Source organism: Nesterenkonia halotolerans, from assembly GCF_014874065.1.
In the GTDB taxonomy this organism is placed as follows: domain Bacteria; phylum Actinomycetota; class Actinomycetes; order Actinomycetales; family Micrococcaceae; genus Nesterenkonia; species Nesterenkonia halotolerans.
Window position 1 is genome coordinate 119,150 of sequence record NZ_JADBEE010000002.1, and the last position, 13,112, is coordinate 132,261.

11 protein-coding genes and 3 tRNA genes are annotated in these 13,112 nt (G+C 67.9%); 12 read left to right on the top strand and 2 right to left on the bottom strand.

Annotated features, from left to right (window positions below):
- Window positions 1–98 precede the first annotated feature (98 nt).
- A tRNA-Tyr gene (locus H4W26_RS10700) sits at window positions 99–180 on the top strand.
- Window positions 181–358: 178 nt separating this feature from the next.
- On the top strand, window positions 359–742 hold the full coding sequence (trxA, locus tag H4W26_RS10705) for a thioredoxin (RefSeq protein WP_192592227.1): 384 nt from the start codon (window positions 359–361) through the stop codon (window positions 740–742).
- 48 nt (window positions 743–790) lie between these two features.
- On the opposite strand, the gene H4W26_RS10710 is transcribed toward trxA, so the two are convergent.
- Window positions 791–1,852 carry a DNA-3-methyladenine glycosylase family protein gene (locus H4W26_RS10710; RefSeq protein WP_192592228.1) on the bottom strand — a complete coding sequence of 354 codons (1,062 nt, stop codon included), beginning with the start codon at window positions 1,850–1,852 and terminating at the stop codon, window positions 791–793.
- Between the two features lie 194 nt (window positions 1,853–2,046).
- On the opposite strand from H4W26_RS10710, the gene H4W26_RS10715 reads away from it, so the two are divergent.
- The 6 genes from H4W26_RS10715 (at window position 2,047) to H4W26_RS10740 (ending at window position 8,335) form a co-directional block, all read left to right on the top strand.
- A complete protein-coding gene (locus H4W26_RS10715; RefSeq protein ID WP_192592229.1) occupies window positions 2,047–3,582 on the top strand; it encodes a pyridoxal-phosphate dependent enzyme in 1,536 nt (511 codons plus the stop codon).
- A complete protein-coding gene (locus tag H4W26_RS10720; RefSeq protein ID WP_192592230.1) occupies window positions 3,579–4,748 on the top strand; it encodes a cystathionine gamma-synthase in 1,170 nt (389 codons plus the stop codon). The genes H4W26_RS10715 and H4W26_RS10720 overlap by 4 nt, the downstream gene beginning before the upstream one ends.
- Window positions 4,741–5,367: an MOSC domain-containing protein gene (locus H4W26_RS10725; protein ID WP_192592231.1), complete on the top strand. Its 627-nt coding sequence runs from the start codon at window positions 4,741–4,743 to the stop codon at window positions 5,365–5,367. Before H4W26_RS10720 ends, H4W26_RS10725 begins: the two co-directional genes overlap by 8 nt.
- Before the next feature lie 427 nt (window positions 5,368–5,794).
- Window positions 5,795–7,951, top strand: a complete 2,157-nt coding sequence (locus H4W26_RS10730; protein WP_192592232.1) for a DEAD/DEAH box helicase — start codon at window positions 5,795–5,797, stop codon at window positions 7,949–7,951.
- A gap of 140 nt (window positions 7,952–8,091) precedes the next feature.
- Window positions 8,092–8,163, top strand: a tRNA-Thr gene (locus H4W26_RS10735).
- A gap of 98 nt (window positions 8,164–8,261) precedes the next feature.
- Window positions 8,262–8,335 (top strand) — tRNA-Met (locus tag H4W26_RS10740).
- Between the two features lie 89 nt (window positions 8,336–8,424).
- Here the strand turns inward: H4W26_RS10740 and H4W26_RS10745 are convergent.
- Entirely contained in the window at window positions 8,425–10,551 is a 2,127-nt protein-coding gene (locus H4W26_RS10745; protein ID WP_192592233.1) for a DEAD/DEAH box helicase, read from the bottom strand.
- Between the two features lie 290 nt (window positions 10,552–10,841).
- Between H4W26_RS10745 and H4W26_RS10750 the strand changes: the two genes are divergently transcribed.
- The 4 genes from H4W26_RS10750 (at window position 10,842) to H4W26_RS10765 (ending at window position 13,111) form a co-directional block, all read left to right on the top strand.
- A complete protein-coding gene (locus H4W26_RS10750) occupies window positions 10,842–11,105 on the top strand; it encodes a hypothetical protein (protein ID WP_192592234.1) in 264 nt (87 codons plus the stop codon).
- Entirely contained in the window at window positions 11,106–11,558 is a 453-nt protein-coding gene (locus H4W26_RS10755; RefSeq protein ID WP_192592235.1) for an FAS1-like dehydratase domain-containing protein, read from the top strand.
- Window positions 11,555–12,058: a MaoC family dehydratase gene (locus H4W26_RS10760; protein WP_192592236.1), complete on the top strand. Its 504-nt coding sequence runs from the start codon at window positions 11,555–11,557 to the stop codon at window positions 12,056–12,058. The genes H4W26_RS10755 and H4W26_RS10760 overlap by 4 nt, the downstream gene beginning before the upstream one ends.
- Before the next feature lie 126 nt (window positions 12,059–12,184).
- A complete protein-coding gene (locus tag H4W26_RS10765; RefSeq protein ID WP_225940002.1) occupies window positions 12,185–13,111 on the top strand; it encodes an ABC transporter substrate-binding protein in 927 nt (308 codons plus the stop codon).
- Window position 13,112: the final 1 nt, after the last annotated feature.

Consider the following 13,112-nt stretch of genomic DNA (forward strand, 5'->3'; position numbering starts at 1 on the left):
ATTCCCCGCATCTTCGCTAAAGTTATGGGGTGCCGAGCACAGGGGCATGAAAAAATACGGCACGGAGAATGGCCTCAGGTCACACCGTGTGGTTGCGCGGCAGATTACCCGAGCGGCCAAAGGGGGCTGACTGTAAATCAGCTGGCATCGCCTACGGGGGTTCGAATCCCTCATCTGCCACATCACCGCTGAAGGGCGGGTCGGATCACGATGATCCCGGCCCGCCCTTCAGTCTCTCCAGGGCCAGGTCCCGTTGTTTCCACTGCTCGGCGGAGTCTTTCAGCTAGCCGCTTAAGAGCCCGGGGCACGGTCCCGCGGGGGCCGACAAGATCGAGGTGCTCGCGTAGGGTGGCGAGGCATGGCTACCACTGATCTGACCACCACTGACTTCCAGCAGACCCTTGAGGACAATGACATTCTGCTCGTTGACTTCTGGGCTGACTGGTGCGGGCCCTGCAAGCAGTTCGCGCCGGTCTACTCCAAGGTATCCGAGAAGCACCCGGACGTGACCTTCGGCAAGGTGGACACGGAGGCCGAGCGCGAACTTGCCGCCGCCGCGAACATCACCTCGATCCCCACTCTGATGGCCTTCCGCGAAAAGGTTCTGGTCTTCTCCCAGCCTGGCGCGCTGAACGCCGAGCAGCTGACCGAGGTCATCACTGCAGTCAAGGACCTGGACATGAACGAGGTCCACAAGCAGATCGCCGAGGATCAGGCGCAGGGCGAGACGCCCCAGAGCTGACTCGAGCACCCACGCAAGCCCACGCGTCCAGCGCGCGACTCCGGCGGATCACCGACTTCGGTGGTCCGCCGGAGTCAGTTTCGGGCCGTATTTCTGGTGCTGGAACCCGGAGAGCTTGAGCAGGCGGATCACGCGCTGACGGTGCGGGGCGTAGGGAGCGAGCAGCTGGAGCATCCCCGCGTCGTCGGTGCGCTGGCCGGTCATCGCGGCGCCGACGAAGTTGCTCAGGTGATAATCCCCGACGGCGGGAAGATCCGCAGAGCCGTGCGATCGCTGCAGAGCCTCTGCCACGGTCCATTCACCGATCCCAGGGATGGATCGCAGCCTGACCCCGAGTGCCGCCACCGCTTCGGTCTCGGCCGGGGTCTCGGCGCTGAGCTGGTGGATCCTTCTCGCGCGTTCGGCCACCCGCTGGATGGTCTTTGACAGCGCCGGCTGCACCCAGAGCCGGTGCCATTCCCAGGACGGCACCGCGCGCAGCTGGTCTCCCGTCAGCGGCAGTCGCATCCACTCTGGGGATGGCACCCCGCGCGAGGACGGCGGGGGTGCCCCATGTCGGCGCAGCAGCTGGCGCCATCCGGCGCGCGCCTGATCGTGGGTGACCTTCTGCTCCAGCGTGGCGGTCACGAGCTGATCGAACAGCGCGCCGGTGGCGGGCAGCCGGACACCGGGATGACGACGACGCACCCGCGCCAACGCGGCCGAGGTCTCGTCTCCGAGGGCGTCGAGCAGGAGCTCAAGGTCCCGCCAGTCATCGAGGCAGCCGAGCAGCTGCCCCGCCCGGAGCTCGGCCAGCTCGGCCACTTCCTGGGCGCCTGCACGGTCGGCGCTCGCGGCGGCCACCCGCACCCGCACCGTCGAGGGCCCGAGCTGGTCGAAGCGCAGGCTGGCCTGGCCGCGCTGCAGGCCGTGGGCGTCAAAGATCCGCTGGCACATCCACGCCCCGGCGCCAGGAGTCCCGCGCGGACCACCGGTCATGGCTGCCGAGCCCGGATCCAGACGGATGCTGGGATCCCCGGCCCCGCGCTGGAGCACTCCCAGCGTGCGAGGCAGGTCGAACGGCTCCTGGAGATCCAGGAGAACCTCGCTGCCGTGCCCCGCCGTGGTCATGCCTTCACTCTGGCACATCGGTGGGACATCTCCGATGCGTCGCGGACGGCGCGCTCGCCCCACCCGCGAGATCCACTCGTCCCACCCGCGATAGCCACTGGCCCCACCCGCGATAGCCACTGGTCACTCGGGCGAGATTTCGCCGAAAGACAGATCCTGCCCCGATGTCGGTGGGCATCGGTAGAGTTGGCGGCATGAAATATGCCCAGTCTGTCGTCGAGCTGATCGGCGGCACCCCTCTGGTGCGGCTGAATCGCGTGACCGAAGGTCTCTCCGCCACCATCCTCGTCAAGCTCGAGTATCTGAACCCGGGTGGGTCCATCAAGGACCGCATCGCGCTCAAGATGATCGAGGAGGCTGAGGCCGCAGGTTCGCTGAAGCCCGGGGGAGTCGTGGTCGAACCCACCTCCGGCAACACCGGCGTCGGACTGGCCCTGGTCGCCCAGCAGAAGGGGTACCGAGCAGTCTTCGTCACCGTGCCCAAGGTGGCGGTGGAGAAGCGCGACGTGCTGCGCGCCTATGGCGCCGACGTCGTCGTCGGACCCGCCGGCGTCCCCTCGGAGTCCGCCCTGTCCTACTACGGGATCTCAGACCAGCTCGCCGAGGAGATCGACGGCGGCTACAAGCCTGACCAGTTCTCCAATCCGGCCGCACCGAACTCGCACTACGAGACCACCGGCCCGGAGATCTGGGAGGACACCGAAGGCAGGATCACCCACCTGGTCGTCGGCGCAGGCACAGGCGGCACGGTCACCGGCACCGGCCGGTACCTGAAAGAGGTCTCCGCAGACCGCGACTCCGGACCGGTCCGCGTGGTCGTCGCCGATCCCGACGGCTCCATCTACTCCGGCGGCGAAGGTCGGCCGTACTTCGTCGAAGGTGTCGGGGAGGACATCTGGGTCAAGAACTACGACGCCAGCATCCCGGATGAGCACCACTCCATCACTGACGCCGAGTCCTTCGCCATGGCCCGTCGACTCGCCACCGAGGAGGGTCTGCTGGTCGGCGGATCCTCCGGCACCGCCGTGGTCGCGGCGCTGCGCATCGCGAAGGACCTCGGTCCCGAAGATGTCGTGGTCGCCGTGCTCCCCGACTCCGGACGCGGCTATCTGGGCAAGATCTTCAATGACCAGTGGATGATCGACCACGGCTTCGGCGAGGTCGTCTCACACTCCAGCGGGGTGGAGATCACCGTGAAGTCCTCCCAGGAGCTCTCGGATGCGGTCGCCCACGGGGTCATCGGCACACGCGCAGAACACCCCGAGGCGCAGACCAGCAAGGACCACTCCGAGGTGTTCACCGCCGCAGACGTCCTGGGCGGCAAGCGCTCGCTCTTCTCCTCGGCCATGCCCGAGGTGGTGTCGATCTCCCGCGAGACCACGCTGCGTGACGCCGTCTCGGTGATGAACCGCTACGGCATCGACATCGTCCCGGTGATCGATCAGCCCGGACGCGTGGCCCGCATCGGGGAGGTCTACGGCGTCGTCGACGTCACCCACCTCTCCGAAGCGATGATCATGGGCCACGCCACGGCCGATGAGCTGGTCGTCGACCACCTGCGCACCGAGCTGCCCCTGGTCGGCATCACCGAGACCGTCCCGCAGATCTTGAAGAAGCTCAGGAGCAATCCCACCCTGCTCGCCGCTGAGAACGGCGACATCGTGGGTGTGCTCACCCGAAATGACTTGCTGGCCCACCTCTCCAGTTCAGAGCAGAAGGAGAACCGATGACCGAGAACAGCTACGGATTCGCCACGGACGCCATCCACGCCGGGCAGGAGCTCGACGAGGTCTACGGCGCGGTGGTCCCGCCCCTGCACTTCTCCACCACCTACGCACCCGACGGCATCGGCAATCTGCGCCGCGGCTACGACTACGGCCGCGCCGGCAACCCCACGCGCACCTCGCTGCAGACCCAGCTTGCCGCCCTCGAGGGTGGGGAGCACGCCTTCAGCTTCGGCTCCGGCCTGGCCGCCGAGGACGCGATCATCCGCGCGGTGATGCGCCCCGGACAGCGCATCGTGATGGGAAATGACGCCTACGGAGGCTCCTACCGGCTCATCAGCCGGATTCACGGAGACTGGGGCATCGCCAACACGCCGCTGGACCTCTCCGACCTCGACCGCGTGGCCAACGAGATGGCCGCCGAGGACGCGACCCTGCTCTGGGTGGAGACGCCCTCGAACCCGCTGATGTCGATCACCGATATCGCGGCGCTGGCGAAGATCGCCCACGAGAACAACGCCCTGCTGCTGGTGGACAACACCTTCGCCAGCCCGTATCTGCAGCAGCCGCTGAGCCTGGGCGCAGACATCGTCGTGCACTCCACCACCAAGTACATCGGCGGTCACTCCGATGTGGTCGGCGGCGCCGTGGTCACCTCCGACGACGAGCTCGCCACCAAGATCGGCTTCCAGCAGTTCGCCGTCGGCGCCATCTCCGGGCCGCTCGACGCCTACCTCACCACCCGTGGGCTCAAGACTCTGGCGGTGCGCATGGACCGGCACTGCAGCAACGCCCAGGCGATCGCTGAGCACCTGGTAGACCACCCCGCCGTCGAACGGGTGCTCTACCCCGGGCTGCCGGATCACCCCGGCCATGAGCTCGCCAGCAAGCAGATGCGCGGCTTCGGCGGCATGGTCTCGGTGCAGCTCGTCGGCGGCGAGCAGGCTGCGCGCACCGTCGCCGAGGGCACCAGGCTCTTCGTGCTGGCGGAATCTCTGGGCGGCATCGAGTCGCTGATGAACTACCCGCATGAGATGACCCACGCCTCGGTGCGCGGCACCGAGCTTGCGGTCCCGGAGAATCTGCTGCGCCTGTCCGTGGGCATCGAGGATGTCAACGATCTGATCGCCGATCTGGATCAGGCGCTGGAGGGGCTCGCAGGCCGTGGCTGAGTCTTCACCGAGCTGCCTTGCGGCGGCGGCGCAGCGCCTGGGGCTGACCGGGACCGTGGATGCGGTCTGCGTGGTGGATCGGCTCTTCACCGACGACGTCGGAGCCGTGGGCGTCTCCGGCATCGACAAGCGCCCCGTCGCGGGCCCGGTGAGGGTGCGCTCCCTGGGTCTCCACGGAGACGTCCAGGCGGACCGCAAGCATCACGGCGGCGTCGAGAAGGCCGTCTACGCCTACGCCGCTGACGACGCCCACTGGTGGTCCCAGCAGCTGCAGCGGGAGATCCCGCCGGGCACCTTCGGGGAGAACCTGCGCCTGTCCGGGATAGACCTCGATGGTGCCTACCCCGGTGAGCGGTGGCGGATCGGCGAGCACGTGGTGCTCGAGGCCACCGTCCCGCGCATCCCCTGCGCGACCTTCGGCCGATGGCTGGGGGAGCCGGGCTGGGTCAGACGCTTCATGGAGGCAGGCCGCCCGGGCACCTATTTCCGAGTCATCACGGCCGGCACGGTGCAGGCGGGGGACGCGGTGGAAGTCATCTCGACTGCGGAGACCGCAGCCGAGAACATCCGCGAGCTCGCCCTCGCGCGCGGGTCGGCACAGGCCCGCCCCGAGGGCTGAAGCAGCTTCGGATCGAGCGCCGGGCAGCTCCGCGGCGCAAGACCAGCTGAACCCGGCTGACGTGAGCTTCGTCTCGAAAGACGACAGGCCCGGTCCCCGTGGGCTAGACTGAATGCGCATTCTCCGGATAATCCCGTTTTCTCTTGCTGACTCCGAGCGTGCTCCTCCTTGAGAGGGGCCGGAAGCTCGTTGAGGGTTGTGTGTATCCACGGGTCGACTCCGGAGCCGACAAAGCGGCCGAGTCCCCGTGACTGATCCAGTCCCGTCCAAGAATCTGAGCAACCTGCCCTGCCCATGCAGAGGTTCTGTGCAGCGCCTTCTGGCCTGTCCATCCTCTTCGAGCAGCGGTGGTTGACGCGCAGGTGCCCTGGGACTGGATCTCAAGCGGGGGTCCTCTCGGTCGCATGACATGTGACGAGGAGTCAACATGACCATCCAGGATCCCAACGCCTCCGAGCCGACGCAGGCTCAGGACGCGACCGAAGTCCCGACCGAGATCATCCCCGAGGTCGATCCCGCTGCCGAGGCGCCCACCCAGGCTCCCGAAGCTGATGAGGCCGCGCCTCTGCAGGCACCGGATGAGACCCAGGCTGCCGTCGATGCCGCCGCAGCAGTGGAGACCCAGTCCGCAGCTGCGCAGGCCCCGGCCTCCACGGAAGCTTCCACCGAGGCTCCGGCTTCGACCGAGGCTCCCGCCTCCACCGAGGCTGAGAAGCCCGCGAAGTCCGCCTCCAGCGCCGACCAGGCCACCGGCCCGAAGTTCGCCGAACTGGGCCTGGATGATCGAGTGCTGGAATCGGTGACCAAGCTCGGCTACGAGACCCCCTCGCCGATCCAGGCACAGACCATTCCGCTGCTGAGCCAGGGACGCGACGTCGTCGGTCTGGCCCAGACCGGCACCGGCAAGACCGCCGCCTTCGCGCTGCCGGCACTCTCACACATGGCCCGGGCCTACGACGCCGGAGAGCTGGGCAACCACCCCTCCACTCTGGTGCTCGCTCCCACCCGTGAGCTCGCGATCCAGGTCGCCGAGGCGTTCTCCACCTACGCCCACGGCGTCCCCGGCATCACCGTGCTGCCCATCTACGGCGGCTCCCCCTATGGCCCGCAGCTCGAGGGCCTGCGCCGCGGCGCCCACGTCGTCGTCGGCACCCCGGGTCGCGTGATCGACCATATGACCCGCGGGTCGCTGAACCTCTCCACCATCAAGCACCTGGTGCTCGACGAGGCCGACGAGATGCTGCGCATGGGCTTCGCTGAGGAGGTGGACCAGATCCTGGCCCGCACTCCGAAGACCAAGCAGGTCGCGCTGTTCTCCGCCACGATGCCCAAGGCGATCCGTCGGATCTCCGCGGACTACCTCAACGATCCGGTGGAGGTCTCGGTCAAGTCCAAGACGTCCACGGGCACCAACATCCGCCAGCGCTTCGTGCTGATCAAGCACTCCGCCAAGCACGAGGCGCTGACCCGCATCCTCGAGACCGAGCCGCACGACGCCGCCATCGTCTTCGTGCGCACCCGCTCGGCCACCGAAGAGGTCGCCAACAAGCTCGCCGCCCGCGGATTCCGCACGGCAGCGATCAACGGTGACATCCCGCAGAACCTGCGTGAGAAAACCGTGGAGAACCTCAAGTCCGGTCGGGTCGACATCCTGGTCGCCACCGACGTGGCGGCTCGCGGTCTGGATGTGGAGCGCATCAGCCACGTCTTCAACTACGACATCCCGCTGGACACCGAGTCCTACGTCCACCGCATCGGCCGCACCGGTCGTGCAGGACGTTCCGGCGAGGCCGTGCTGTTCGTGACTCCTCGTGAGAAGCGGATGCTGCGGTCCATCGAGAAGGCCACCCGCCAGCCGGTGGAGCAGATGTCCATGCCGACCATCGCTGACGTGAACTCGTCCCGGCTGGAGCGCTTCTCGGAGCGCATCACCGAGACCCTGGCCTCAGAGGAGCTGGAGGAGTACCGCGGACTCGTGGCCTCCTACACCCAGGAGCACAACACTCCCGCCGAGGATGTGGCCGCCGCACTGGTGGCCATGGTCCACGACGGACGCCCGCTGCTGCTCGACGAGAAGCGCGACGATGAGCTGGTCCGTGAGTCCAAGCGCGAGGTCGGCGACGATCGCGGCGGCAGCGATCGCCCCGAGCGTGGTCAGCGGGAGCGCGGACCCCGCACGGCCGGTCCGGGCAACGCGATGTACAAGATCGCGGTGGGTCGCCGCAACGGCGTGAACCCGGGACACATCGTCGGCGCGATCGCCAACGAGGCAGGCCTGAGTGCCCGCCAGATCGGCGGCATCGACATCCGTCCGACGCACTCCCTGGTGGAGCTTCCGGAGCAGCTCTCGTCCGAGCAGTGGGCGGCCCTGGCCAAGACCCGCATCGGTGGCGAGCTTCTGAAGCTGGAGCGCGACTCCGGTGCACCCTCCAGCTCGGGTGACTCACGCGGCGGATACGCAGGCAAGCGTGAGGGCGGCTATGCCGGCAAGCGCGACGGTGGATCCGGCGATCGCGGCGGCCGTCCCAGCGCCGGTGGCAGCCGGTTCGGAGACAAGGAACGCAACAAGCCCCGCTGGAAGTGATCCACGCCCCTTCAAGGGGGTCTGGGAGCTGCCGCCGCAGAGCTGACTCTGCGGCGGCAGAGGCCCTCGTCAGGGGAGAGTGAGCTCACTCCTGACGGTTTTTGACCGGCACTGGACTGGTGGTAGAGTCTATTGCCGTTGCCCCAATAGCTCAGTGGTAGAGCGCAGTCTTGGTAAGACTGAGGTCGCGGGATCGATTCCCGCTTGGGGCTCTGAATGGGAGCCCGCGCAGCGCAGCAGGATGCGCAGCGCGGGTGTTTCTCATTTCGCCGGTTCCAGAGTCTCTGACAGAGATCCTGGAGCGGCATATGGCGGTGTAGCTCAGCTGGTTAGAGCGCACGACTCATAATCGTGAGGTCCCGGGATCGAGCCCCGGCACCGCTACAGAAGACGCCGCACAGGCGAGCAGGACACGTCGGGCCCCCACGCTTCACAGCGTGGGGGCCCGACGTGTCTCCGAGAGTCGGCCTTTCCTACCTGCTGCCGTGTCCCTCCAAGGCGTCCTCGAGAAGCGTGACGAGCGCCTCGAGCTGGACGTCGGCGGAGTCGGGGACCTCCTGGTCGCTCCCGTCGAGTGCCCGCGCGGCCAGCCCGGCCTTGGCGTCGATGAGTTCGGCGATCTTCGTGTCGAGGGTCTGGGCCGCGATGATCCGCCAGGCCGTGATCGGCTGCGCCTGACCGATGCGGTGGATGCGGTCGATGGCCTGGGTCTGCTCGGCGTCGGTCCAGGAAAGTTCGGCGAGCACCATGTTTGAGGCGACCTGCAGGTTGATGCCGACACCGGCAGCCGTCAAGGAGCACACAGCGACGGCGACGTCCGGGTCGTTGGTGAATGCGTCGATGTGCTTCTGTCGAGCGGATGCACTCTGGTCGCCCCGGATGGAGGCGTAGCGGATGCCCTGCTTGGCGAAGGTCGCCTCGGCCGTGTCCATGACGTCGATGTGCTTGGCGAAGAACACGACCTTGCCGGCGCTGCGGGCGAGCTGGGCGGCGTAGTCCGCCGCGAGGCCCGCTTTCGCCTGGCCGATCCGACGGGTCATGCTGAACACGTTCTCGTTGGATTTTTTCGTCGTGCGACTCACGCGCTCCCGAGCGGCGACCTGGCGCACGAGTGCGTGGTCGATGCCCTCGATGACCGCACCGGATCCCTGGGCCGCCAGCGCGCGCTCATAGCGCGTGACGAGGCGACTGGCGAGGCTCTGCTCGGCGGCCCGGATGGACCGACTGGCTTCGTCGTCGATCTCGACCGGAACGTCGGCCACTCGGCGGGCGGGCAGGTCGGAGGCAACGTCCGCCTTGCGTCGCCGGACGATGCCTCGCTCGACGACCGCTGAGCGCGCGGCGGTGGAGAAGCCCCGGTCGGCCGGCGTCAGGCCGGTCTGCTCGAGCGCCTCCATCAGTTCACCGATCGGCTTGGTCTCGTCGACCCAGCCCAGGAACTGCCAGATCGCCCGGAAGTCCTCGATGTCGTTGATCAGCGGGGTGCCGGTGAGGGCGATGAGAAGCGGGTGGGCGATCCGCGCGCGGATGCGCTCGGAGAGCTGCAGCACGTTCTGGGACCGCTGTGACTTCCGATTCTTGATGTAGTGGGCCTCGTCGACCACCATCCCGCGCAGACCCAGTTCCTCGAGCCAGCCCGCGTGCCGATCCAGCACCTCATAGTTGACGATGATGATGTCCGCGAAGCCGTCGATCCGGTCCCCGTCGCCGTGGACCACCGTCGCGGGGCGGCGGGGCGTCCACAGTGCGGCCTCCCGCGCCCAGTTCATCTTCACCACGTTCGGCACGACGACGAGCAGCGGGTAGGCGTCCGCGGCTTGAGCGGCGAGCAGCGCCTGTGCCGTCTTGCCCAGGCCGGGCTCGTCGGCGAGCAGGAACGTCCGGTGTCCCTCCGCCGCGGCGGCGACCAGTCGTGCCTGATGCGGCATGAGGTCCAGACCCTGGGTGGCCCGGCTGGCGGTCGGCTCTGGCAGCTCCATGCAGGAGAGAGCGCCGCCGTCGGTGAAGGACTTCATCAGCGGTTCGATGAGCTCCCAGCCGACGAGGCGGCGGGGCTTGGCGGTGCGCTTGGTGACGACGGAGTAGTCGGGTTCGAGGAAGGGGTTCGCGAGCTGACGAGATTCCACCGACACGGGGACCACGCGGCGCTGCGGGTCCGGCTTGGACTCGGCCGGTTCGGGTCGGGCGGCGGGCTCTGCGGGCACCTCGATGCCGGCAGACTCCAGGAGCTCGCGGCGCAGTGAGCGCGCACGGTCGGAGACGACGGCGTCGTCGGCGAGCAGCCCCAGCAGGGACGGGTCGCGGGCGGCGGTCGTCGCCAGGATCGTGGCGATGCCGTCGAGGCGCTTCAGATCCTCGGCGCCACGAGCCCCCTGCTTCGTCTCTTCGGCCTTGATGCGGGCGCGCTCCTCGCGCATGAGCAGCGCCACGACCTGGAACTTGGTCCGAGTGGACGGCAGGTCGAGACCACGCTGGACCGCGGACTCAACCTCGCGCACGACCTTGGCGAGCAGGTGGATGAGGCCGCCGTCGTCGTTCTTGCGGGGCCGCCGTCGGGCGCGCGTACGTGTTGCATTCTGACGCTGGGCTCCTCGAGCCACGGAGTCCTCCTCGAAAAGCGATTGGTCATGCACATCGGCGGGACGGTGCCCGCATGACACCCACGGCGGGGCGGGAGACGTCCGAGCAGCCTCGGCATACAGGTCCCGGAGCACAAGCTGGTCCAGCGGATTCGCAAGAGATCGACGCGTCGGACGTGCCCAGCCGGAGGGGGCCCCGCCAGCGTACCGCGTGCCGGGCGAATCTCTGGCCTCGGGAGGGCATCCACGATGCCGCCGACGCCCGGACAGCGCTGCGACGTGCCCGGGCGCCGACCTGTAGGCTGTGCGCCGTGAGCACTCAGTCCTTCGACCCGTGGAGCAGCGGGACGCGCGCCTACCGCGTGACGTTGGTGACCGGCATGGCGGCCACCGGCATCGGGGTCGTCCTGGTGATCCTGGCCGCCGTCATGGAACCCGCCGATGGTGCCGGCTCGCTGCGCAGCTTCGGGCTGTTCTGCCTGGCGGCCGGGATACTGAGTCACCTGATCGCGATCGGTCTGCGCAGGCGCCAGGCCGCACAGGTCCTGTCCCGTCGAGCCTCCGAGGAAGACTGAATGATCAATCCAGACAGGCAGGGGCACCAGTACCCGCCCGCCGCGCCCTACCAGGTCAGCCGCGAGGCGATCCGTGAGTTCGCGCAGGCCGTCAAGGCCACCCACCCCGCGCACCATGAGCTCGAGGCCGCCCAGGCACTGGGACACCGCGACCTCGTCGCGCCGCCGAGCTTCGCCGTGATCATCGCTCAGCGCGCGGAGGCGGCCGTGGTCAACGACGCCGAGGCCGGCATCGACTTCAGCCGAGTGGTCCACGCCGACGAGCGCTTCACCCACCAGCACCCCATCCTTGCCGGTGACACCCTGGAGGCTCAGGTCACCCTGGAGCGCATCCGCACCATGGGCGCCGGAGCGATGGTGACCACCCGGGTCGAGATCAGCGGCGCCGACGGCGAACCGCGCGCCACCGTCACCTCCAGCCTGCTGGTCCGCACCGAGGAGGATTCCGCGTGAACAAGCCCGTGCTCGCCGACCTGGAGAAGGGCCAGCAGATCGGATCCCGTGAGCTGAGCTTCTCCCGCGCCGATCTGCTGCGCTACGCCGCAGCCTCAGGGGACCACAACCCCATCCACTGGAACGATCGCTTCGCACGCGAGGTGGGCCTGGACGGTGTCATCGCCCACGGAATGCTCACCATGGGCTCCGCCGTCGGACTGGTCAGCGACTGGGCCGGAGATCCGGGTGCCGTCGTCGACTATCAGGCGCGCTTCACCAGACCGGTGCCGGTGCCCGACGCGCAGACCGGATCGCCCGAGGCTCCGACGGCGCGGCTGGTCATCACCGGCAAGATCGGTGCCGTGGACGCCGAGGAGCGTCGGGTCAGGGTCGATCTCACCGTGGAGCTGATCGGACCCCCAGCGGAGGAGGAGGGACAGGATCCCACCCATGAGCCTGACCAGGTCCCGACACGGACCAAGGTGCTGGCGAAGTCACAGGCGGTCGTGCTGCTCTGAGCAGCCCGCCGGGGAGAAGCGCCGTCAAGCCTATGCCCGGCCGACATGAGGCTGAAACACAGCATGACCGTATAATCGCGGGGACCGTCTGAGTCCAGATGCGCCGACCAACCTAAGGATCCAAAAATGCCTATGCATAAGACCGCGGCCAAGGCCGTAGGCGCCTCCGCGCTGGCAGCGCTTGTCCTCACTGCCTGCGGCGGTGGCGACGAGGCTGAAGAGAGCGTCGAGGCCGAGCCGCAGAACGCGGTCACCGTGGACGTCGATCTCGGTGAGGTCGAGCTCAACAACGAGGGCACCCTGCAGGTCTGCTCCGATGTGCCCTACCCGCCGTTCGAGTACTTCGACGAGGAGGGCACCGTCGTCGGCTTCGACATCGACATCGCCCAGACCATCGCCGACGCGATGGAGGCCGAGCTCGAGGTCGTGCAGACCGGGTTCGAAGGCATCCAGTCCGGCGTCGCGCTCGACGCGGGGACCTGTGACCTCGCCATCTCCGGGATGACCATCACCGAGGAGCGCGCCGGGAACATGCTCTTCTCCGAGCCTTACCTGGACGACAACCTGGGCCTGATGGCCGCCACCGATGCCGACGTCAGCTCGCTCGATGACCTCGAGGGGCTCACCGTCGGCGTTCAGACGGAGACCACCGGCGCCACCTACGCCGAGGAGAACGGCTATGAGGTCCGCGAGTACACCGACTCCGGTCTGCTCATCCAGGGACTCGAGTCCGGCCAGGTGGAGGCCGCGATCGGCAACATCTCCATCCTGGGTTACCAGGCCGGAGAATCCGACACCGCAGAGTTCATCGAAGAGATCGACACCGGCGAGCAGCTCGGCATTGCAGCCGCCTCGGAGAACGACCAGCTGATCGACGCGGTCAACGAGGTCCTCACCGAACTCGAGGCCTCCGGAGGCATGCAGGAGATCGAAGACCGCTGGTTCCGTGACGGCGACACTCCTGAAGAGGCGGCCGATGATGAGGCCGCTGACGATGAGGCTGCCGAAGAAGAGCCCGCCGAGGAAGAGTCCACCGACGAGGGTGAAAACTAAG